Source organism: Mycobacterium yunnanensis (genome assembly GCF_025823185.1).
Taxonomy (GTDB): Bacteria; Actinomycetota; Actinomycetes; order Mycobacteriales; family Mycobacteriaceae; genus Mycobacterium; species Mycobacterium yunnanensis.
The window spans coordinates 15,567-36,795 of record NZ_JACKVK010000003.1 but is presented as its reverse complement, the minus strand read 5'-3'; the positions used below and the strand labels follow the sequence as shown (position 1 = coordinate 36,795).

Below are 21,229 nucleotides of genomic sequence, written 5' to 3'. Positions count from 1 at the left end.
TCGCGAAAGTGACCCGATGCCCGATCTCCCAGCACACTCGATGACGGGGAGCGACGGCATGGCGTGGATCCCGCCGCAGACCGCCACGCTGGGCTCCGACGCCCACTATGCCGAGGAGGCACCCGTCCGCCAGGTGACCGTCGACGGTTTCTGGATGCAGACCCACCAGGTGACGAACGCCGAATTCGCCACGTTCGTGGACGCCACCGGCTACCGCACCGTGGCCGAGCGGCCCCTCGACCCCGACGACTATCCGGGTGCTCCGCCGGAGAACCTGCACCCCGGGTCGATGGTCTTTCACCGCACCCCCGGCCCGGTCGACCTTCGTCATCTGAGCCAGTGGTGGACCTGGACGCCGGGCGCGTCCTGGAACCACCCACGCGGACCGCGGTCGACGACGCGCGGACGCGAGCGGCACCCCGTCGTCCACGTCGCCTTCGAGGACGCCGCCGCCTACGCCGACTGGGCGCACCTCAGCCTGCCGACCGAGGCGCAGTGGGAAGTCGCCGCCCGCGGCGGACTGGTCGGCGCGACCTACACCTGGGGTGACGAGCCGGAACGGCCCGGCCAGCGGCTCGCCAACTACTGGCACGGCGAGTTTCCCTACCTGCCCGACACCGGCTACGGGACCACCCTCCCCGTTGGCAGCTTCGCGCCCAACGGGCACGGCCTCTTCGACATGGCGGGCAACGCCTGGGAATGGACCACCGACTGGTGGTCGGACATCGCCGACGTCGAATCTTGCTGTGCAGCAGACAGTTACGACCCGGCACAGCCGCAGTTCGCACGCGGGCGAAAGGTCGTCAAGGGTGGGTCGTTCCTGTGCGCGGACGCATACTGCCTGCGATACCGTCCCGCGGCACGTCGCCCGCAGACCGTCGACACCGGGATGAGCCACATCGGGTTCCGATGCATCCGGACACCGTGACGTCACCCGGATGCTCTGGTGGGAACCGCCGGTCTAGGCAATGATGCCTGCAACACGTTCCAGTCGACGAGGGAGTTGCATGACGGACGCCGTACTGGTGACGGGGGCCTTCGGGCTGGTGGGATCTTCGACGGTCAAGCGGCTCGCCGCCGACGGCCGACGTGTGGTGGCCACCGATCTCGACGTCCCCGCCAACCGCAAGGCCGCCGAGAAGCTCCCGCCCGGCGTCGAGGTGCAGTACGCCGACCTGACCGATCCCGCTGCGGCCGAGGCACTCCTGGCCAGCGTCGCGCCGGCGGCCGTCATCCACCTCGCCGCGATCATCCCGCCGTTCATCTACACCCGTAGGATCCTGGCCAAGAAGGTGAACGTCGACGCGACCGGGTCGCTGGTGACCGCCGCGCAGAAGCTGCCCACACCACCGCGGTTCGTACTCGCCTCCAGCGTCGCGGTCTACGGCGCGCGCAACCCGCACACCCACCCCGACCCCTTGACCGCCGACACTGCACTGAACCCGGCCGACGTCTACGGCGCCCACAAGGTGGCCGCCGAGGCACTGGTCCGGGCGTCGACCTTGGACTGGGTCATCCTGCGTCTCGGCGGGGTGCTGACCGTCGACCCCGCCGCCTACATGAAGCTGGACAACCTCTACTTCGAGGGCCTGCTGCCCGTCGACGGACGGATCCAGACGGTCGACGTCCGCGACGTGGCCCGCGCGTTCGCGACCGCCACCACGGCCGCCGCCGTCGGCGAGACCTTGCTCATCGGGGGCGACGACAGCCACCGCCTCGTCCAGGGTGACGTGGCACCCGCCATGGCGGCGGCGATGGGACTGGTCGGGGGGCTTCCCACCGGGCTCAAGGGTGACCCGGCCAGCGACGCCGATTGGTTCAACACCGACTGGATGGACACCACCCGGGCGCAGCAAGTGCTGAAGTACCAGCACCATTCGTGGCCCGAGATGCTCATCGAGACCGCCAACAAGGCGGGCGCGACCCGCCACCTGCTCCGTGTCGCCGCACCTCTGACGAAGGCCGTCTTCACGCGCCGCGCGGGGTACTACGGTCGCACCGAGCCCTACGCCGATCCGTGGGGAGCGATCGCGACGAAGTGGGCCGACCCTCGACCCGACGTGGTCGAGGAACTGGAGCGATGAAGAACGCGATCGTCGCCGGCGGGGCGTCGGGCATCGGCTGGGCGTCGGCGCGGGCGCTGGCCGCCGACGGATACCGGGTCGTCGTCGCCGACCTCGACGGTGACGCCGCCGGCACCCGAGCGGCCGAACTGGGCGACCCACACCTCGGACTGTTCGTCGACGTCGCCGACGAAGCCTCCGTCGCCGCGCTGTTCGAGACCGTCGGCACCTGTCACGCGGTGGTCAGTTGCGCAGGCTTCTCCACCCTCGGGCCGATCGTCGACCTGCCGGTCGAGCAGTTTCGCTCAGTCGTCGACGTGTGCCTGACGGGAGCGTTCATCGTCGCCAAGTACGCGGGCCGCCATCTCGTCGACGGCGGTTCGCTGGTGTCGATCTCGTCGCTGAACGCCCGTCAACCGGCGGTCGGCATGAGTGCCTATTGCTCGGCCAAGGCTGGCCTGTCGATGCTCACGCAGGTCGCCGCGCTCGAGCTCGCCCCGCGTGGTATCCGGGTCAACGCCGTCGCACCGGGTTTCGTGAACACCCCGCTCACCGCGGGCGCGGCGTTGGTGCCCGGCGTCGTCGAGGAGTACGTCGAGAACACACCGCTTGGCCGGGCGGGCACCCCGGAGGACGTGGCCGAGGCCGTGGTGTACCTGACCAAGGCGCCGTGGCTCACCGGCGAGGTTCTGGACCTCAACGGCGGCGCCCACCTCAAGCGCTACCCCGACATTCTCGGACACGTCGCGAAACTCGCCGCGCCGTAGGCTCGTCGCCGTGGCGATGCAGACGGAGTTCACCGAGACCCAGAAGCGCGCGCTGGCCGTCGCGGTCGTCGTGGCCCTGGCCTTCGGCGCCTACTTCCTGCGCGGCTACTTCATCCTCGTCGTCGTGGCGGCGGTCGCGGCGTATCTGTTCAACCCGCTGTTCGACTGGTTCCTGCGTCGGTTCAACCGCGGCCTGTCGGTGACGTTCACCCTGTTGGCGGCGATCTTCGCGGTGATCGTCCCGGTGGGCCTGCTCATCTTGCTGGCCGTCGTGCAGATCAGCGCCATGGTGCGCAGCGTCTCGGATTGGGTGTCGCGGACCGACCTCAACTCCCTCGGCGAACACGCGCTGAGGTGGACCAACGACGCGATCGACAAGATCCCGTTCCTCGGCGACGTACAGGTGACACCGCAACTGCTGCAGGAGAAGATGAGCACCGTCGCCCAAAGCGCGGGCGAGTACGCCCTCGGGGCGGTGCAGGGTGCCGTGGGCAGCCTGGCCGGAGTGCTGACCGCCGCCGTGCTGTTCGTGTACGTGTTCATCTCGTTGCTCTCCAACCGCGAGAACGTCCAGATGCTGATCCGCAAGCTCAATCCACTCGGCGAGGACGTCACCGACCTGTACCTGGAGAAGATGGGTGCCATGGTGCGCGGCACCGTCTTCGGGCAGTTCGTCATCGCGCTCGCCCAGGGCCTGGCCGGTGCGGTGTCGATCTACCTCGGTGGCTTCCACGACGGCTTCTTCATCTTCGCGATCCTGCTGAGCGGGCTGTCGGTGATCCCGCTCGGTGGCGGCGTCCTCAGCATCCCGTTCGGCATCGGAATGATTCTGTACGGCAACGTCTTTGGCGGCATCTTCGTCATTGCGTGGCACCTGATCGTGGTGACCAACATCGACAACGTGTTACGACCGATCCTGGTCCCCCGCGCGGCGCGCCTCGACTCCGCGCTGATGTTGCTGGCCGTGTTCGCGGGCATCACGATGTTCGGCTTCCTCGGCATCGTGATCGGGCCGGTGCTGATGATCGTCATCGTCACCACGGTCGGCGTCTACCTCGCGGTGTTCAAGGGCATCCCCGTCGACGACCACGAGGACGACGACCGGGACGACGAGCCCGGCCCCGTCGCGCGGCTCGTCGACAGGGCGCGCGCCCGCATGTGGAGCCACCGCGATCGGCGACGGCGGGATGCTCAGGCGGCGGTCACGCCGCCTCCCGCCTCCTGACCTACGCCGCGGCCAGCCGCTCCTTCAAGAACGCGACGACCCTCTTGCGCGCCTCATAGGCCGGGTGACCGTCGACCTCGCGCACCTCGAGCGTCAGCACCGAGTGCGCCATCCGGCCGAAGCCGTGCTCGTTGCCCTTCTTCGAGTCGATCTCGATGACCTCGAAGGCGTCGCCGAGGCGGGCCTTGAGAGTGCTGAAGCGCGCGGCGGGCGACATGGGATCCTCGCTGAAGCGCAGCGCGAGGGCGCACAGGCCCTCCTCGGCGACGCGGCGTTCGACGATCTTCAGCTCGGCCTCCGACAGCCCGGGGTCCGCCTTCTGCTTGGCCGTCAACCCGATTGGCAGCGACGGCTGACTCAGGACGGGCGCCAACACGCTGTCGTCGACCGCCGCGGCCAGCGCGAACCCCCCGCTCCAGCATTCACCGATGACGCCGACGCCCTTGCCCGGCGTCCGCGCGTTGAGGTCGCGGGCCAGCGCTCGCAGGTAGTGGGCGACGGGCCGGTCGGCGTTGGTGGCGAACGCCGCGAATTCCTTGGCCACACAGCCCTTCACCATCACCGGCACCGCGCCAGGCCTGATGCCCGGCGCTCCCGGGGTGCCGTAGAGCGACGGCGCGGCGACGGTGAACCCGTTGTCCACCAGATGGTTTCCCAGCGCCAGCACACCGGGGTGCAGGCCGGGCATCTCGGGTATGAGCACGACGCCGAAGCCCTCGCCCTTGCGGTAGACGTCGTAGGTGAAGCCCTCGGCGGTGAAGGGTTCGGCGGTCCAACCGGTGAGGTCTGCTTCCGGTCCTGGCATCGGGGGCGCTCCTAGACGGTGGGCAGCGGTGGCTGCGACTGCGTGGCCGCCGCCAGCGTACGGTACTCGTCGGTACCTGCAGGTCCCGTTACCGCGATTTGCGCCGGGCCGGTGGGCCCCGTCAACCGCGTGGTCCACACCGGACGGGACTCGTCGCCGCCCTCGTAGACGATCCACCTCACCCCGTCGACCTCCTGCGTCCCGGTGGGCACCACGTCGGCGTCGATCCACCGCACCAGGCTTGGTTCGTCGGCGTCGCTCTGGATGAGGCTGATGAACATCCCCGTCGGCGCCAGGAAACCCGTCCGCGAGATGACCGCACGCGCCGGTCGTCCGTTCTCGGTGCGGCCCCCGTCGATGCTGGCCCGCGAACCCGAGTTGGCGTTCCATCCGTCCGGCAGTCGGGGCAAGCGAATCGGAATCTTCAAGGTCTGCGCGTCCGCGTTGAGCGCCGCGGCGGTGTCGTAGGGCATCACGGGACCCTGACCTGGGCCGTTGGGCGCAAACGAGCACATTCCGAGCACCCCGGCCAACAGGATGCAGATCAGGACGAGCGGCGCCATCGACCAGAACATGTCGCGGCCGTCCTGCAGGAGCCGTGACTTCGCTGGCTTCGGCTCCGGAGCCGCCTGGGGTGTGGTCACACTGCCAGTATCCCAGCTCCCCAAGCGGGAACCGCTAATGAAAGAATCTGGTCATGACATCTACCGATGCCCCAGGCGCCCCGAGGTCGCGACGCGAGGCCCCCGATCGCAACCTCGCCCTCGAACTGGTTCGGGTCACGGAGGCAGGCGCCATGGCCGCGGGCCGCTGGGTCGGCAGGGGCGACAAGGAGGGCGGCGACGGAGCCGCCGTCGACGCCATGCGGGAGCTGGTGAACTCGGTGTCCATGCGCGGCGTCGTGGTCATCGGCGAGGGCGAGAAGGACAACGCGCCGATGCTCTACAACGGCGAGGAAGTCGGCAACGGCGACGGACCAGACTGCGACTTCGCCGTCGACCCGGTCGACGGCACCACCCTGATGGCCAAGGGCATGCCCAACGCGATCTCGGTGCTCGCCGTCGCCGAGCGCGGCGCGATGTTCGACCCGTCCGCGGTGTTCTACATGAACAAGATCGCCGTCGGCCCTGACGCGGTCGACGTCATCGACATCACCGCGCCGATCGGCGAGAACATCCGCAAGGTGGCCAAGGCCAAGAAGTCCAGCGTCGCCGACCTCACGGTCTGCGTGCTCGACCGGCCTCGCCACGCCCAGCTCATCAACGACGTCCGCGAGGCCGGCGCACGCATCCGCCTCATCAACGACGGCGACGTCGCGGGCGCCATCTCCGCGTGCCGGCCCAATTCGGGCACCGACCTGCTCGCGGGTATCGGCGGCACGCCCGAGGGCATCATCACGGCGGCCGCCATCCGCTGCATGGGCGGCGCGATCCAGGCCGTCCTCGCTCCGACCGACGACGCCGAGCGGCAGAAGGCCGTCGACGCAGGCCACGATCTGGACCGGGTGCTGTTCACCGAGGACCTCGTCTCCGGCGAAAACGTCTTCTTCTCCGCCACCGGCGTCACCGACGGCGATCTGCTCCAGGGCGTCCGGTACTCGGGCGGCGGTTGTACCACCCAGTCGATCGTCATGCGCTCCAAGTCCGGCACGGTCCGGATGATCGAGGCCTACCACCGGCTGACGAAGCTCAACGAATACTCAGCGGTCGACTTCACCGGCGACACGTCCGCCGCATATCCCTTGCCGTAGAACGCCTCTCACACCCCACCACCAACCGAATCAGGGAGCAGATGTCCGCCGACAGCGCAGTCGAGACCGAGTACCGCATCGAACACGACACCATGGGCGAAGTCCGGGTGCCCAAGAGCGCGCTGTGGCGCGCTCAGACGCAACGTGCGGTGGAGAACTTCCCGATCTCGTTCCGGCCCTTGGAGCGCACCCAGATTCGCGCCCTCGGCCTGCTCAAGGGCGCCTGCGCGCAGGTCAACAAGGACCTCGGGCTCCTCGACGCCGAGAAGGCCGACGCGATCATCGCCGCGGCCGCCGAGATCGCCGACGGCAGACACGACGACCAGTTCCCCATCGACGTCTTCCAGACCGGGTCGGGCACCAGCTCCAACATGAACGCCAACGAGGTCATCGCCTCGATTGCGAAGGCCAATGGCGTCGAGGTCCACCCCAACGATCACGTCAACATGTCGCAGAGCTCCAACGACACCTTCCCCACCGCGACGCACATCGCGGCGACCGAAGCCGCCGTGCGACACCTGATTCCGTCGCTGGAGGTCCTGCACGAGTCGCTGACGGCCAAGGCCAGGCAGTGGCGCACCGTGGTGAAGTCCGGTCGCACCCACCTGATGGACGCCGTGCCGGTGACGCTGGGCCAGGAATTCGGCGGGTATGCCCGCCAGGTCGAGGCCGGAATCGAACGGGTGAAGGCCACACTCCCCCGGCTCGGTGAACTGGCCATCGGCGGCACGGCCGTCGGCACCGGCCTCAACGCGCCCGACGGATTCGGCGCCAAGGTCGTCGACGTCCTGGTCGACCAGACGGGCATCGCCGAATTGCGCACCGCCGCTGACTCGTTCGAGGCCCAGGCAGCTCGCGACGGGCTGGTCGAGGCGTCGGGCGCGCTGAAGACGATCGCCGTGTCGCTGACCAAGATCGCCAACGACGTCCGCTGGATGGGGTCGGGGCCGCTCACCGGCCTCGGCGAACTTCAGCTGCCCGATCTTCAGCCCGGCAGCTCGATCATGCCAGGCAAGGTCAATCCCGTTCTGCCCGAGGCCGTTACGCAGGTGGCCGCTCAGGTGATCGGCAACGACGCCGCCGTCACCGTCGGCGGCCTGTCGGGAGCCTTCGAACTCAACGTGTACATCCCGATGATGGCGCGCAACGTCCTCGAGTCGTTCACGCTGCTGTCCAACGTGTCGCGGCTGTTCGCGGAGCGATGCATCGACGGCCTCGTCGCCAACGAGGAGCACCTGCGTGAGCTCGCCGAGTCGTCCCCGTCGATCGTGACGCCGCTGAATTCGGCGATCGGCTACGAGGAGGCGGCGAAGGTCGCCAAGGAAGCGCTCAAGGAGCGCAAGACGATTCGGCAAACGGTGATCGACCGCGGCCTGATCGGCGACAAGCTGTCCGAGGAGGAACTCGACAAGCGCCTCGACGTCCTCAAGATGGCGAAGGTCAAGCAGGGCGACTGATTTTGCCGCGCAGGCGCCACCCGCCTCGGCCCTAAACTCGCATCGAGTGGTCACTGGGCTGAAGGGGACGGCGGATGGGGCTGGTCGACGCGTTCGACGCGACGTGGTCTGCGGCAGTGGCGACCTTCGGTGAGGGCGCTCCCCGTGACGGGCTCGAGTTCGAGGACTCCAGTCGGCGGCTCGGCGAGATGGGCGAGGTCGTGTCCGCCGCAGGGCCGCGTGACGGGTGGACCGGTCCGGGTGCCGACGGCTACACCATCCTCAACGACGCCCAGGCAAAGGTGTTCGACCACCTGTCGAGCCTCGACCGGCGGCTCGCCGACGAGATCGCCCGCTCGGCTGCCGTAGTCGTCGAGGGCCGCCGCGATCTCGACGCGGTGCGCGCGTCGGTCCACGCCGTCGCCTCGGCCCTGCCGTCGACCGCGCGTGGCGATCAGCTGCTGATGCACACGGTGCGCCGCGGGTTCGACGACATCGGTCGCGTCATCCGGCGTGTGCACGACGAGGCGAGCGCCATCGCCCGCCGCATCGTCGACCTCGGCGAGGAGTACCGAGCGCTCAGCGCGAGTTCCCCAGCAGTGCCTTGATCCCGGGCCACGCCGTCAGGCTGTGCACGAGGACGCTCAAGGACACGGTCACCGCGACCACCTCGACGATGAGTGACTCCTGCTCGATGCTGCCGCGCTCGAGAACGATCAGGCCCAGCACCACCGTGCCGATACCGCGCGGACCGAACCAGCCGATGAACACCCGCTCTCGCACCGGTACGTCACTGCGCAGCAGCGCCAGACACACCGCGACGAGACGCACGCCGAAGAGCGCCACGATCGCGAACACCACGACCTGCCAGCTCGTGTCGCGCCATCCCACGATCACCGCGTAGCCACCGAACAACGCGAAGACGGTCAACTCGAGGAGTTGTCCGGCGGCGTCGGACACCTGCGTCTCGGGCCGCGAGCCGGCACGGCGCGCCGAATGGGCGAATGTCAGGCCGCCGGCGAATGCCGCGACGAAACCGCTGCCGTGCAGCATCTCACCGATCTGGAAGCAGACCAGCGCCACGGCCAATGTCGCGAGCTGCGCCCACACGTCGCTCATCCAGCCGCGCTGGCGCGACCGGCCGATCACCCACCCGCCGGCGGCCCCGACGAGGAGACCGACGACGACCGACAGCACTTCGGTGCGTAGCAGGAAGAAGCCCCAGTGCACGTCGGACGTGTTCCGCTCCGAGGCGAATGCCACCGCAGCGAGAAGGGCAGCCAGGGCGAAGCCGTCGTAGAAACCGCTCTCGGTCGACAGGGCGTGGCGGATGCGCACGGGGACGCGGTCGTCCTCCAGGAGGGCGTCGATCAGCGCGACCTCCGTCGGCGCGACGATCGCCGCCAGGCACACCGCCTCCCACGTCGGCATCACCGGGAACAGCAGCAGCGCCGTGCCGACGCCGAGTGCGATGGCCAGCGGGATGCCGATCACCAGCAGCCGGAACGTGACCTCGCGGCGTCCGACGACCGCCGACAGGTCGAGCTCGGCGGCCTGGTTGAACAGGATCACCGTCAGGGCCAGCTGAGCCAGCACCGCGAACGTCGAGGTGTCCGGACCGCTGTCGAGCACCGCGAAACCGAAGGGCCCCAACGCCATTCCGCACAGGCCGAAGATCAGCGCCGGCGCCAGGTACCACTGCTTGACCAGTCCCGAGACGACCGCGTACGCGAGCACCAGCGAGGTCAGGACGAGCGCGGTCTCCGACGTCATTGCGGGGCCGTCACGCCCCGTTGTTGGAACCGCCCGAGTTGGCGCCCGGGATGTCGGTGATGGGGATGTTGGGCATCGGTGGCGGCGACGGCGTGTCGGGCAGCGACGGGATCTCCCCCGGCGGGATGTCGACCAGACCGTTGACGGGCGGGCCGTTGTCGCGGCTGCCGTAGGTGCTGCCGGGCTCGCGCTCGCCGATCATCTGCGTGACAGTCACCATGTGGTAGCCGTTGGCCTTGAGCACGGGGAGGAACTGCTGCACCAGGTCGACAGTCGACGAGTAGGTGTCGTGGAAGAGCACCACCGAATTCGGCTTGATCTGGCTCATCAGCATGTAGCGCGTCGCGGCGGTGTTTCCGTCGTTGGCCCAGTCGAACGGAATGACGTCCCAGTTGATGTCGGCGAGGCCTTGCTTCTTGGCCTCGGCCAGCACCTGGTCGTCGATCAACCCGCCCGCGGTGCGCACCAGCTTGGGCCGCTGACCCGTCGCCGCCTCGATCGCGTCGCTGGCCTTGCTGAACTGGGCCGGGATGTCCTCCGGCGGAATGGTGGTCATGTTGGGGTGCTCCCAAGTGTGCTGCCCGAGTTCCATCCCCGCCTCGACGACGCGCTTGGCGCCCTCGGGGTTGGCCGCGACCTTGTTGCCGATCTCGAAGAACGTGGCCTTGGCGTCGTTGTCCTTGAGCACCTGCAGCAAGCGGTCGGTGTAGGGGCTCGGGCCGTCGTCGAAGGTCAGCGCGATGCACTTGTACTGCGCGCAGTCGACCTCGTCTGCCTTGGCGACGTGTCCGGTCCAGCTGCCGACGACGACGATGGCCACGCCTGCGCACACGCCGATGACGGTCCGCCAGTAGGCCCAGGCCGGCTTTTCAGGGCGCTTTCGCACCAGCACACCTTACCGACCCTCCCTGACCGTCGCGTGTGCTGTGGGATCGCTGAGTCGCGTCGATCTGCGATCCCACAGCACACTCGATGGCTAGATCAGGGAAGGGCGCCGGGGCTGAACTCCTCCAGCATCTCGGTCACCAGCGCGGCGATCGGCGACCGCTCACTGCGCAGCAGCGTGATGTGGGCGAACAGCGGGTGTCCCTTGAGCTTCTCGATGACGGCAGCGACGCCGTCGTGACGGCCCACCCGCAGGTTGTCGCGCTGGGCGACGTCGTGGGTGAGCACCACCCGCGAGCCGGCACCCAGCCGGGACAGCACGGTCAGCAGCACGTTGCGCTCCAGCGACTGCGCCTCGTCGACGATGACGAAGGAGTCGTGCAGCGAGCGACCGCGAATGTGGGTCAGCGGCAGCACTTCGAGCATGCCGCGGGCGTGCACCTCGTCGAGGACCGCCGGGCTGGCGAGCCCCTCCAGGGTGTCGAAGACGGCCTGCGCCCACGGGCCCATCTTCTCGCTCTCGCTACCCGGCAGGTAGCCGAGATCCTGCCCGCCGACGGCGTACAGCGGCCGGAAGACCACGACCTTGCGGTGAGTGCGGCGTTCCAGCACGGCCTCGAGACCGGCGCACAGTGCCAGCGCCGACTTTCCGGTGCCCGCCTTGCCACCGAGGGACACGATGCCGACCGACTCGTCGAGGAGCAGATCCAGGGCGACGCGCTGTTCGGCTGACCTTCCCCGGAGGCCGAACACCTCCCGATCGCCGCGGACCAGCTGTACCCGCTTCTCGGCGTTCACCCGGCCGAGCGCGGAGGAGTTGCCGCTCAATAGCCGAACACCGGTGTGGCAGGGCAGGTTTCGGGCCTCTTCGAGGTCGACCTCACCGTCGGCGAACAGCACGTCGATCTCGTCGGCTGCCACGTCGACCTCGGCCATGCCGGTCCAACCCGATGCGACGACGTCCTGGGCGCGGTACTCGTCGGCGGGCAGACCGACCGCACCGGCCTTCACGCGCAGCGGGATGTCCTTGCTGACGAGGGTGACCAGCTTGCCCTCGGCGGCCAGGTTCGCCGCGCAGGTCAGGATCCGGGCGTCGTTGGTGCCGGTGCGAAAGCCCAGCGGCAGCACCGACGGATCGCTGTGGTTCAGCTCGATCTGGAGCGTACCGCCCTGTGTGCCAATGGGAATCGGTTGATCCAAGCGCCCGTGTTCGAGTCGAAGGTCGTCGAACATCCGCAGGGCCTGTCGCGCGAACCAGCCCAGCTCGTGGTGGTGCCTCTTGTCCTCCAACTCGCTGATGACGACGAGGGGGACGACGACTTCGTGCTCGGCGAACCGACTGCATGCCCAGGGATCGGACAGCAGCACTGAGGTGTCGAGCACATAAGTCCGAACGGCCAAATCAGTCACGTGGCGCTCCTAGGCCCGTGCGGCACCGCACGAACTCCCTCGGTGGATACCGCGGTACCAGGACCGGGGCCGGTCCCTTCGTCGAAACGACGGGTACCGCCCGGACAGCAGAGCATGTCGGCCATCGAAGCCGACGCTACTCCCGTGCCGAGGATTGCGCCCCGCAGGCGCGCCGTGGCCCAAGTGTGACCACGCGGTTAACTATTTGGCGACGAATTCCGCGAGCTCGGGGGCGTCGGCGACACCCCACGCCTCGATGCGATCCGACAGCACCTGGCGGCGCGCTGCGTCGTCGAAGATGCCGGCGTCGGCGACGACGCGGACCTTGTCGGCGTAGGCGTCGATGTCGGCGCCGATGGTCTCGAACTCCGCGGCGCGGCTGGCGATCGCGGCGATCGTCTCCTCGCGCTGAGTGGTCAGGCAGTGGGCGACCAGGTTGGCGAAGAACTCCTCGTGGCGCGACTCGTCCTTCGCGATGCGGCCGATCATCGACGCCAGGATGGGCTCGGTGATCTGCGCCTGCAGATTGCGGCTGAACACCGCGTGGGCCCGCTCGAAGAAGGACATGAAGACGAGCGTCTCGATTTGGCTGAAGTGGTTGGCCCGGTAACCCTTCATCACGTGTGCGACGCGCACGTCTTCGTTGGCGGTGGGATCGATCTCGCGCGTGACCACCAGGTAATTGCGCAGCGCGACGGCGTGCAGGTGCTCTTCGGCGGTCCAGCGGCCCAGCCAGCGGCCCCACTTCTCGTCGAGGATGAAGTGCTCGACGAGTTCGCGGTGATACCCGGCCAGGTTGTCCTTGACGATGAGCAAGATCTCCAGCGCGTCGGTCACCGGCTTGGGCAGGGTCACCGACGACTCGTCCCAATCCGTGCCGCCGAGGAACGCGAAGTTCTCACCCTTGTCGAAGGGGACGAAGTCGTGGGCGTACCACATCTCCTCGGTGGCGACGTGGCGCGCGAGGTTCTCCTCGACGACGGGCTCGAGTTCGAGGGTCAACGCGTTGGCTACGGGCTTGACTGCCATGAAACTAACTGTAACCCGTGGACACACGTTCCCCGAAATTGGCTGACGGCGTGTCTCCTAGAGCTCGAGCCCGGGGTACAGCGGGTTCGCGGCCAGCAACTCGGCCGACGCACTGCGCACTCGCGCCGCCACCCCGTCGCCCAAGACGTACTTCGCCTTCGACGACCCGTCGGGCTGGGTGTTCTTCAGCACCTCGACGACGAGTTCGGCGACCCGGTCGAAGTCGTCGGGACCGAAGCCGCGGGTCGTCAACGCCGGCGTGCCGAAGCGGATGCCGCTGGTGTACCAAGCCCCGTTCGGGTCGGCCGGAATCGAGTTGCGGTTGGTGACGACGCCGGCGTCGAGCAGCGCCGACTCGGCCTGGCGACCCGTCAGACCGAACGAGGTGACGTCGAGCAGCACGATGTGGTTGTCGGTGCCTCCGGTGACCAGGCGGGCGCCGCGCGTGAGGAAGCCGTCGGCCAGTGCCTTGGCGTTGTCGGCGATGCGCTGGGCGTACTCCTGGAACGACGGTTGCCGAGCCTCGGCGAACGCGACGGCCTTGGCGGCCATCACGTGCGACAGGGGGCCGCCGAGCACCATGGGGCAGCCCTTGTCGACGGCTGCGGAGTACTCCTCGGTGGCCAGCACCAGACCACCGCGCGGGCCGCGCAGGGACTTGTGCGTCGTCGTCGTGGTGACGTGGGCGTGCGGCACCGGGTCCTCGTCACCGGTGAACACCTTGCCGGCCACCAGGCCCGCGAAGTGAGCCATGTCGACCATGAAGGTGGCGCCGACCTCGTCGGCGATCTCGCGCATCTTGGCGAAGTTGACCCGGCGCGGGTAGGCCGAGTACCCCGCCACCAGCACCAGCGGCTTGAACTCCCGCGCCGCCGCCGCGATCGCGGAGTAGTCCAGCAGACCGGTCTCCGGATCGGTGCCGTAGCTGCGCTGGTGGAACATCTTGCCGGAGATGTTGGGCCGGAAGCCGTGTGTGAGGTGTCCGCCGGTGTCCAGCGACATGCCCATCAGGCGCTGGTTGCCAAGCTTGGCGCGCAGCTTCTCCCAGTCCGCCTCGGACAGGTCGTTGACGTTCTTGGCGCCCAGCTCCGCCAGCTCGGGTGCCTCGATGCGGGTGGCCAGGATCGACCAGAACGCCACCAGGTTGGCGTCGATGCCGGAGTGCGGCTGCGCGTAGGCGTACGGCGCGCCGAACAGCTCACGGGCGTGCTCGGCGGCCAGGGCCTCCACGGTGTCGACGTTCTGGCATGCCGCGTAGAAGCGGTGGCCGATGGTGCCCTCTGCGTACTTGTCGGAGAACCAGGTGCCCATGGTCAGCAGCACCGCGGGTGAGGCGTAGTTCTCGCTGGCGATGAGCTTGAGCGAGTCGCGTTGGTCGGCGAGCTCCTGGCGCGTCGCCGCGGCGATGCGCGGTTCGACGGACTCGATGACCTTCAGAGCGGCCGCGTAGGCGGTGCTTGCGGTCTCGGCGTACTCGGCGCCCTGCGCAGATGAAGACGTGGTCACGGGCTCAGCGGTCATGGGACCAGCTTAGTGGCCTGGTCCGCCCCTACCTAGACCGCCCGCAGCGCCGACGGCACCAACGGCTCGTCGAGCAGCCGACCGAACCGCTCGGTCAGCGTGACCTCCGCGGGCCGGGCGTCGAGCCACCCGCGCAGTAGTCGGTACCCCTCCACGTAGGTGCTGGTGTAGGCGCGCCACAGCGGGGAGGACAGGAAGCGAAGCGACTGGCGGGCCCTCGTCTCGCTGGTCAGCTGCCAGCGTTGCAGGAAGGCGACCACGTCGTCGACGTCGCGGTGCTCGTCGTGCAGCATCAGCGCCGCGTCCTGCCGGACATCGGCGAGTAGCAGCCCAGCGTTCGCTATCGCCACCGCCCGCTCACCGTCGAAGCGCAATCCGAGGTCGGCGTAGATCTCGGTCGCCCAGGCCCCCCACTCCGGTCCGACCGCCGCATACAGAGCCAGGTCGGCGAGCCCCTCGGCCATCAGGCATTGCGGGGTGTTGACCAGGAAGATGGTCTGCTCGGTCTGACCCTGCCCCTCGACGAGACCGGCTTCTTTGCGGCAGTGCTCGGTGTGGTGCCCGGGATAGGACTCGTGGGCGACGAGACGCGGCAGCCCCGACATCTGCTGTTTGAGGTCGGCGTTCACCGCGACCGTGGAGCGGTAGTCGCCCTCGTAGTAGTTGAAGCCCGACCACGGCTTGTCGGTGACGATCTCGTAGTTGATGGTCTCGGCGTCGGGCAGTGGGAAGTCGACGCGCACCCGGTCACGCAGCGCGCTGGAGAACGCGTGGATGCACTCCTCCAGCCGTTCCGGCGGGATCTCCTCGCCGGTGCGGTAACTCTGCATGCGCTCGGCGAGGTCGCCCGTGCCGCCAACGGCTTCGTCGAGCTGGCGATGCGCCTCGCGGTAGGCGTCGGGATCCCCCTTGGCGATGTCCACGTCGAAGTAGTCGTGCACTTCCTGCACGAACCCGATGTCCTCACCGGCGAACTTCCGGCCCGCGCTGGCCAGCGCGCGTAGATGCGCGGCGATGTAGGCCGCCCGCTGGTCGTCGAGGCCGTCGGCGCCGGGCACCTCGGCGGCCAACCGCTGTGCCTGACGCGCGAGATCGGCGGGATCCGGCGGCGGTTCGGCGGCCACGACGGCCTTGAGTGCGGGGTCGCCGGTGTAGGAGTCGACGTAGCCCTCCTCGATGCGGTCGAACCGCAAGCCGAGGAGCAGGTACTCGCGAATGACGGTGGGGGCGTCCATGGCTGTAACGGTAAATGCAAGACTTGCCCCATGGCGCGGACGAGCGAGCCGAGTCCCTACGTCGAATTCGACCGGAGTGAGTGGCGTTCGCTGCGGATGTCGACCCCGTTGAAGCTGACGGAGAGCGAGGTCCTCGGACTTCGCGGTCTCGGCGAACAGCTGGACCTGCTCGAAGTCGAAGAGGTCTACCTGCCGCTGGCGCGGTTGATCCACCTTCAGGTCGCGGCCCGTCAGCGCCTCTTCGCCACGACTGCCGAATTCCTCGGCGAGCCGCACCAGAATCCGGATCGACCGGTTCCGTTCGTGATCGGCGTCGCGGGAAGCGTGGCAGTTGGCAAGTCGACTACCGCTCGCGTGCTGCAGGCGTTGCTGGCTCGGTGGGGTCACCATCCCCGCGTCGACCTCGTCACCACCGACGGCTTCCTGTATTCCAATGCCGAGCTGCTGCGTCGAAACATCATGCATCGCAAGGGTTTTCCCGAGAGCTATGACCGGCGGGCGCTGATGCGGTTCGTCACGGCGGTCAAGTCGGGATCCGATCAGGTGTCCGCGCCGGTGTACTCGCACCTGCTCTACGACATCGTCCCCGGCGAGCAGATGACGGTGCGCCACCCCGACATCCTCATCCTCGAGGGTCTCAACGTGTTGCAGACCGGCCCGGCGTTGATGGTGTCGGACCTCTTCGACTTCTCGGTCTACGTCGACGCGCGCATCGAGGACATCGAGGGCTGGTACGTGTCGCGGTTCCTGGCGATGCGGGCCGGCGCATTCGCCGACCCGCAGTCGCACTTCCATCACTATTCGACGTTGACCGACGAGCAGGCGGTGTTCGCGGCGCGAGACATCTGGCACTCGATCAACCGGCCCAATCTGATCGAGAACATCCTTCCCACCAGGCCGCGCGCCACGCTGGTGCTGCGCAAGGACGCCGACCACGCGATCAACCGGCTGCGGCTGCGCAAGCTTTAACCCCGGAGCCTCCGCAGACCCAGGTACTGCAGATCGGCCATCACCAGCGTGAAGACGCCGCTGCCGAGGGTGAGCACGATGCCGGTGGTGGTGAGCGGCCATATCCCCGCCAGGACGATGGCGACCGCGCCGACGGTGAACACGACGTTCCCGATGGTCACCAGGACGCCGGGCGTGCGCACGCGAGCCACCCGCGACAGCGCGAAGACGACGATTCCGTAGGCGACGAAGAACGCGGCCACCGAGTACTCGAGCGCCGCGGTCGTGCCGGACATCTCGGCGACGCGGGGCGCGAGGGCGAGGCCCGCGACGCCGACGACAGCGCTGACGACGGCGTCGATCCGCATGGCAAACCTCAGGAACGAGTCCTTGGTGTGGATGGGGGCGTCGATGGTGGTCATGAGAGTTCCCTTCGTGGTGGTGTGTTCGGGGTACTGCCGACCGATGCGGGGCCGCCCGCGGTGACCTCTCGCCGCGCGCGACCACGCATCGGAACTCGAGGGGGTCACGCCAGCCGGCGGACTCCGAGGTACTGCAGATGGGCCAGCCCGAGGATGGCGGCGACGGTGGTCAGCATCATCGCCACGCCGGTCCCGGTGAGGGGCAGCAGACCGGCCGCGACGACCAGGCCGAGGACGACCGCGGCGATCACGTTGGCGACGACGATCCCGACGCCGACACGGCGGATCAACGGGACCGCGGCCAGCACGTACAGAACGCCGCCGTACACGACGAGGCCGGCTCCGGTCAGCCACTCCGCGGTGGGTGACAGACCCGAGAGCCGCGAGAGCGGGTCGGCGGCGAAGGCGAGCATCAGGCCCAGCCCGGCGCACAGGGTGGCGTCGGCCCGAATGGCGAAGCGCAGCAGGCTGTCGGAACTGTCGGACAGTGGTCCGTGCGCAATGGTGGCGGTCATGGCGGCTCCTCGTCGTTGAGGGGGTGAGACACCTCCGACGATGCTGGAGAGGCCGCTGCCAGATCGACGCCGAACGCTGCCAGTTACTGCCAGCCGCAGGTCAGGGGCGTTCGGTCCCCGCCACCACCCGAGTGCCGCGCAGGTCGGCGGCGATGACGCGGGCTGCCGCGTTCTGCCAGTTGTGCAGCGAGCGCTGCGGAACCTCGGTGACGAACCATTGCCACGCCTGCTTGGCGACGGGATCCAGCCCGGCGGCCGTCGCGTTCTGGGCGTACGCGCGCACCCCGACGACGTACGGGAAGTACAGCGAGTTGTAGTGGCGCCACTGCTCGGTGGTGCCGAACTCGCCGCCGTCGCGTGGCCGCAGCGCGGCGATGCGGTCGGCGAGCAGCGCCCGCAACTCGTTGGCCCGCTCCAGCGGCTGATCGGGAGCGCCGCGGCGTGCGAGCCGTTCGTCGACGGCCGGTAACGCCGTCAGCGGGCTGGCCACCAATTTGGACAGGTCGCCGTAGTGGCCCAGTGCCCGGCGGGTCAACCGCACGAAGGTCTCGTCGTCGACGCCGTCGAGCGGACCGGTCGACCGCAGCGGCAGCGCCGACTCGGTGCGGCGCAGCGCGGCCCGGTCGGCCCGTAGGTCCGGTGAGCGGGAGAAGGCGAGCCGGTCCAGCACGCCCGCCAGCGGGTCGGCCATCGCGTTGATGCCGATCGCCACCGCCAGGCTGGTGAACAGCAGCACCGAGAGCGCCGAATGCTGGTCGGTGACCGCCATCCCGACGAGCACCTGACCGCCGAACAGAACCCCGACGACGACGCTGCCGGTGAACGACCGCAGCATGTCCGCCCGCAGCGCGTGACCCTCGTCGAACGAATCCCACAGGGCCACGGCCACACCCAGCAGCAGGACGTCGAACCCGGTGGACGCCAACGCCAACCAGCTCGGCACCAGCCCCAGCGGAATCACCAGGATCGCGTTTCCCAGCGCGAAGAACAACGTGGCCAGTACCACCGACCCCGTCACCGAACTCGGCCGTCGCCCGCTGGCCAGCATCCTGGTCATCGCGCCAAGCGTCGCCGACGACACGACGGCGAACATCACCCAGTGCCCGGCCCGCAGCGGGCCGTCCACCGAGCCCGCCATCGACGCACCCACCAACGCCAGCGCGGCGACCACCGCGACGACCCCGATCTCCCCCACGCGGCCGCGCCACGAGTCGCCGGGCCGCGTCAGCTCCAGCAGTACTGCGAACCAGGCCACCCCCGGCACGACGACGAGGTACACCTCGACGTGGCTGAGCAATGCGGCGTGCGTGGAGCCGAGGTGGCGTACGGCGTCGAGCGCCACCACGACCGCGAAGCTCGTCAACCCCAGCGCGGCAAGTACCAGCACGGGTTTGCGGGGGTCGCGCGCCAGCAGATACAGCCCGAGCCACCAGCTCAGGCCGAACACCACCGCGGACATCGCCGCCACGGGTTCAGTCTGTCACGCCCTAGTGGCCGTAGCGCCTGTGCCGCAGCGTGTAGTCGCGCAGCGCGCGCAGGAAGTCCACGCGCCGGAACGCCGGCCAGTGCGCCTCGGTGAACCACATCTCCGAATACGCGCTCTGCCACAGCAGGAACCCCGACAGTCGTTGCTCGCCGGAGGTCCGGATCACCAGGTCGGGGTCGGGTTGGCCGGAGGTGTAGACGTTCTCGGAGATGGCTTCGACGGTGACCGAGTCGACGAGCTGTTCTGCCGTCGCCCCGTTGGCGAGCTCCTTGCTCAACACCGCGCGGACGGCGTCGGCGATCTCCTGGCGTCCGCCGTATCCGACGGCGACGTTGACGTGAAGGGCGCCGGCGGGTGCCGTCGCGGCGGTGCCGTCGACGGCGTCGCGGAGGCGTCGCGCCGATTCCTGCCCGAGCAATTCCAAGTCGCCGACTGTACGGACGCTCCAGTGGTTGGCGGGGGCGCAGATCTCCTCGACGACGTCGGTGATGATGGCGATCAGCGATGCCAGCTCCGCCGGGTCGCGCTGCAAGTTCTCGGTGGAGAGCAGATACACGGTGGCCATCTCGACGCCGATGTCCTGGCACCAGCGGAGCATCTCGGCGATCTTGGCCGCACCCATCAGATAGCCGTAGCTCACGTCCGCGTGACCCGCGTCACGCGCCCAGCGGCGGTTGCCGTCGCACAACACCGCGATGTGCCTTGGCAGTTGGGATTTCGACCGCGCGAGCTGATGCCGCAGCCGTGCTTCGTAGACCCGGTAGGCCGGTTCCTTGAGCCGCGGGGGAATGAGTTCCACGAGGATCCAGACTACTGTGATGTCCAGGCTCACCCATGCCAGATGGCGGAGGCGACATGGCTACTTCGATCGACACGACCGACTCCGATCCACCTCCCGTCGGCCACCGCGAGGCGGAGGATCTGCCCGAGGCCGTTGCGCAGTTCCTCGGCAAGCCACGGGCGCGCGGCTGGATTCATCTGTACTCCGCGATCGTCGCCACCGTGGCGGGCGCCGCGCTGGTGTCGGTGTCGTGGGCGTCGGAGGGCACCCGAGCAGGGTGGGCCACCCTGCTCTACACGCTCACGATCGTGGCGATGTTCGCCGTCAGCGCGACGTACCACCGGGTGACCTGGGTGTCACCGACCAAGCGCAAGTGGATGAAGCGCCTGGATCACTCGATGATCTTCCTGTTCATCGCCGGCAGCTACACACCGTTCGCGCTGCTGGCGTTGCCGTCCAACCAGGGCATGCTGCTGTTCTGGATCGTGTGGGCAGGCGCGCTGGCCGGCGTCCTGCTCAAGATGTGCTGGCCGTCGGCGCCGGCGTGGGTGGGCGTGCCGCTCTATCTGCTGCTCGGATGGGTGGCCGCGTTCTTCATCGTGCCGATCATGCACGGCGCCGGCGTCGCGGCACTGGTGCTGCTGGTCGTCGGCGGCGCGCTCTACAGCGTCGGCGGGGTCTTCTACGCCCTCAAGTGGCCCAACCCGTGGCCGACGACCTTCGGTCACCACGAGTTCTTCCACGCCTGCACGGCGGTCGCGGCGATCTGCCACTACGTCGCGATGTGGTTCGCCGTCTTCCACTAGACCTGGCTGAAGTTCTCCGGGCCCCAGTACGCCTTCATCGCCGTGATCTTGCCGTCGCCGTCGAACGCCATGACGCTGAGGATCTCCAGGCGCGTCTTGCCGCCCTCGCCACCGTCGATGATCAGCGCCCACAGATAGGCCGCCTCGTGTCCGAGCGCGCGCAGCGTGATCACCTCGGTCTCGGCCTTCAAGCCAAGCATCCCGGAGTAGAAGTTGTGGATCGCCGTGCGCCCGATGTGCACCTCGCCGCCGACCGGATCCTCGACCGTGGCGTCGTCGGCGTACAGCTCGGCGATGTCGTCGGCCTTCGCCTCCCCGACCAGTTCGAGGTAACGGTGGACGTTCTGCTTCATCAGCTCGGCACTGGGCATG

The 21,229-nt window shown here is 68.6% G+C and carries 22 protein-coding genes; 9 read left to right on the top strand and 13 right to left on the bottom strand.

Going from position 1 to position 21,229, the window contains the following annotated elements:
* The first annotated feature begins 16 nt into the window (after positions 1 to 16).
* The 4 genes from H7K45_RS03875 to H7K45_RS03860 all read left to right on the top strand — a co-directional run bounded on the left by H7K45_RS03875 (position 17) and on the right by H7K45_RS03860 (position 4,055).
* The gene (locus H7K45_RS03875) at positions 17 to 928 is read left to right on the top strand and encodes a formylglycine-generating enzyme family protein (RefSeq protein ID WP_372512498.1); all 912 of its coding nucleotides are present in this window, start codon (positions 17 to 19) and stop codon (positions 926 to 928) included.
* 79 nt (positions 929 to 1,007) lie between these two features.
* Entirely contained in the window at positions 1,008 to 2,084 is a 1,077-nt protein-coding gene (locus tag H7K45_RS03870) for an NAD-dependent epimerase/dehydratase family protein (RefSeq protein WP_263994459.1), read from the top strand.
* Positions 2,081 to 2,830, top strand: a complete 750-nt coding sequence (locus tag H7K45_RS03865) for an SDR family NAD(P)-dependent oxidoreductase (RefSeq protein ID WP_263994458.1) — start codon at positions 2,081 to 2,083, stop codon at positions 2,828 to 2,830. Before H7K45_RS03870 ends, H7K45_RS03865 begins: the two co-directional genes overlap by 4 nt.
* 16 nt (positions 2,831 to 2,846) lie before the next feature.
* Positions 2,847 to 4,055: an AI-2E family transporter gene (locus tag H7K45_RS03860; protein WP_263994729.1), complete on the top strand. Its 1,209-nt coding sequence runs from the start codon at positions 2,847 to 2,849 to the stop codon at positions 4,053 to 4,055.
* A 1-nt stretch (position 4,056) separates the two neighbouring features.
* On the opposite strand, the gene H7K45_RS03855 is transcribed toward H7K45_RS03860, so the two are convergent.
* Complete coding sequence (locus H7K45_RS03855; RefSeq protein WP_263994457.1) at positions 4,057 to 4,860, bottom strand: dienelactone hydrolase family protein; 804 nt, start codon at positions 4,858 to 4,860, stop codon at positions 4,057 to 4,059.
* Between the two features lie 11 nt (positions 4,861 to 4,871).
* A complete protein-coding gene (locus H7K45_RS03850; RefSeq protein ID WP_263994456.1) occupies positions 4,872 to 5,504 on the bottom strand; it encodes a DUF4245 domain-containing protein in 633 nt (210 codons plus the stop codon).
* Between the two features lie 53 nt (positions 5,505 to 5,557).
* On the opposite strand from H7K45_RS03850, the gene glpX reads away from it, so the two are divergent.
* The 3 genes from glpX (at position 5,558) to H7K45_RS03835 (ending at position 8,654) form a co-directional block, all read left to right on the top strand.
* A complete protein-coding gene (glpX, locus tag H7K45_RS03845) occupies positions 5,558 to 6,610 on the top strand; it encodes a class II fructose-bisphosphatase (protein ID WP_263994455.1) in 1,053 nt (350 codons plus the stop codon).
* 41 nt (positions 6,611 to 6,651) lie between these two features.
* Positions 6,652 to 8,067, top strand: a complete 1,416-nt coding sequence (locus H7K45_RS03840; protein ID WP_263994454.1) for a class II fumarate hydratase — start codon at positions 6,652 to 6,654, stop codon at positions 8,065 to 8,067.
* A gap of 74 nt (positions 8,068 to 8,141) precedes the next feature.
* Entirely contained in the window at positions 8,142 to 8,654 is a 513-nt protein-coding gene (locus tag H7K45_RS03835; protein WP_263994453.1) for an EspA/EspE family type VII secretion system effector, read from the top strand.
* Here the strand turns inward: H7K45_RS03835 and H7K45_RS03830 are convergent.
* The 6 genes from H7K45_RS03830 to H7K45_RS03805 all read right to left on the bottom strand — a co-directional run bounded on the left by H7K45_RS03830 (position 8,626) and on the right by H7K45_RS03805 (position 15,899).
* Positions 8,626 to 9,819, bottom strand: a complete 1,194-nt coding sequence (locus tag H7K45_RS03830) for a cation:proton antiporter (protein ID WP_263994452.1) — start codon at positions 9,817 to 9,819, stop codon at positions 8,626 to 8,628. The two genes, H7K45_RS03835 and H7K45_RS03830, sit on opposite strands and share 29 nt — an antisense overlap.
* 10 nt (positions 9,820 to 9,829) lie before the next feature.
* Positions 9,830 to 10,705: a polysaccharide deacetylase family protein gene (locus tag H7K45_RS03825; RefSeq protein ID WP_263994451.1), complete on the bottom strand. Its 876-nt coding sequence runs from the start codon at positions 10,703 to 10,705 to the stop codon at positions 9,830 to 9,832.
* A gap of 95 nt (positions 10,706 to 10,800) precedes the next feature.
* Complete coding sequence (gene phoH2, locus H7K45_RS03820) at positions 10,801 to 12,114, bottom strand: RNA 5'-3' helicase PhoH2 (protein WP_263994450.1); 1,314 nt, start codon at positions 12,112 to 12,114, stop codon at positions 10,801 to 10,803.
* A 201-nt stretch (positions 12,115 to 12,315) separates the two neighbouring features.
* Positions 12,316 to 13,143, bottom strand: coding sequence for an acyl-ACP desaturase (locus H7K45_RS03815; protein ID WP_263994449.1), 828 nt, complete (start codon positions 13,141 to 13,143; stop codon positions 12,316 to 12,318).
* 57 nt (positions 13,144 to 13,200) lie between these two features.
* On the bottom strand, positions 13,201 to 14,664 hold the full coding sequence (locus H7K45_RS03810) for a glycine hydroxymethyltransferase (RefSeq protein ID WP_263994448.1): 1,464 nt from the start codon (positions 14,662 to 14,664) through the stop codon (positions 13,201 to 13,203).
* 32 nt (positions 14,665 to 14,696) lie between these two features.
* Entirely contained in the window at positions 14,697 to 15,899 is a 1,203-nt protein-coding gene (locus H7K45_RS03805) for a DUF885 domain-containing protein (RefSeq protein ID WP_263994447.1), read from the bottom strand.
* Positions 15,900 to 15,929: 30 nt separating this feature from the next.
* Here H7K45_RS03805 and coaA point away from each other — a divergent pair, with 30 nt between their 5' ends.
* Positions 15,930 to 16,868 (top strand): type I pantothenate kinase, encoded by a 939-nt coding sequence (gene coaA, locus H7K45_RS03800; RefSeq protein ID WP_263994446.1) that lies wholly within the window; start codon positions 15,930 to 15,932, stop codon positions 16,866 to 16,868.
* Here coaA and H7K45_RS03795 read toward each other — a convergent pair.
* From H7K45_RS03795 to H7K45_RS03780, 4 genes are all read right to left on the bottom strand, one after another.
* Entirely contained in the window at positions 16,865 to 17,269 is a 405-nt protein-coding gene (locus H7K45_RS03795; protein ID WP_263994445.1) for a hypothetical protein, read from the bottom strand. The genes coaA and H7K45_RS03795 overlap by 4 nt on opposite strands.
* Positions 17,270 to 17,373: 104 nt before the next feature.
* Positions 17,374 to 17,784, bottom strand: coding sequence for a hypothetical protein (locus H7K45_RS03790; RefSeq protein ID WP_263994444.1), 411 nt, complete (start codon positions 17,782 to 17,784; stop codon positions 17,374 to 17,376).
* A gap of 100 nt (positions 17,785 to 17,884) precedes the next feature.
* Entirely contained in the window at positions 17,885 to 19,252 is a 1,368-nt protein-coding gene (locus H7K45_RS03785) for a hypothetical protein (protein WP_263994443.1), read from the bottom strand.
* Positions 19,253 to 19,271: 19 nt separating this feature from the next.
* Entirely contained in the window at positions 19,272 to 20,069 is a 798-nt protein-coding gene (locus H7K45_RS03780; RefSeq protein WP_263994442.1) for a (2Z,6E)-farnesyl diphosphate synthase, read from the bottom strand.
* Positions 20,070 to 20,125: 56 nt separating this feature from the next.
* On the opposite strand from H7K45_RS03780, the gene trhA reads away from it, so the two are divergent.
* Positions 20,126 to 20,857: a PAQR family membrane homeostasis protein TrhA gene (gene trhA / locus H7K45_RS03775; protein ID WP_263994441.1), complete on the top strand. Its 732-nt coding sequence runs from the start codon at positions 20,126 to 20,128 to the stop codon at positions 20,855 to 20,857.
* Here trhA and H7K45_RS03770 read toward each other — a convergent pair.
* The gene (locus tag H7K45_RS03770) at positions 20,854 to 21,228 is read right to left on the bottom strand and encodes a nuclear transport factor 2 family protein (RefSeq protein ID WP_263994440.1); all 375 of its coding nucleotides are present in this window, start codon (positions 21,226 to 21,228) and stop codon (positions 20,854 to 20,856) included. The genes trhA and H7K45_RS03770 overlap by 4 nt on opposite strands.
* Position 21,229 lies beyond the last annotated feature (1 nt).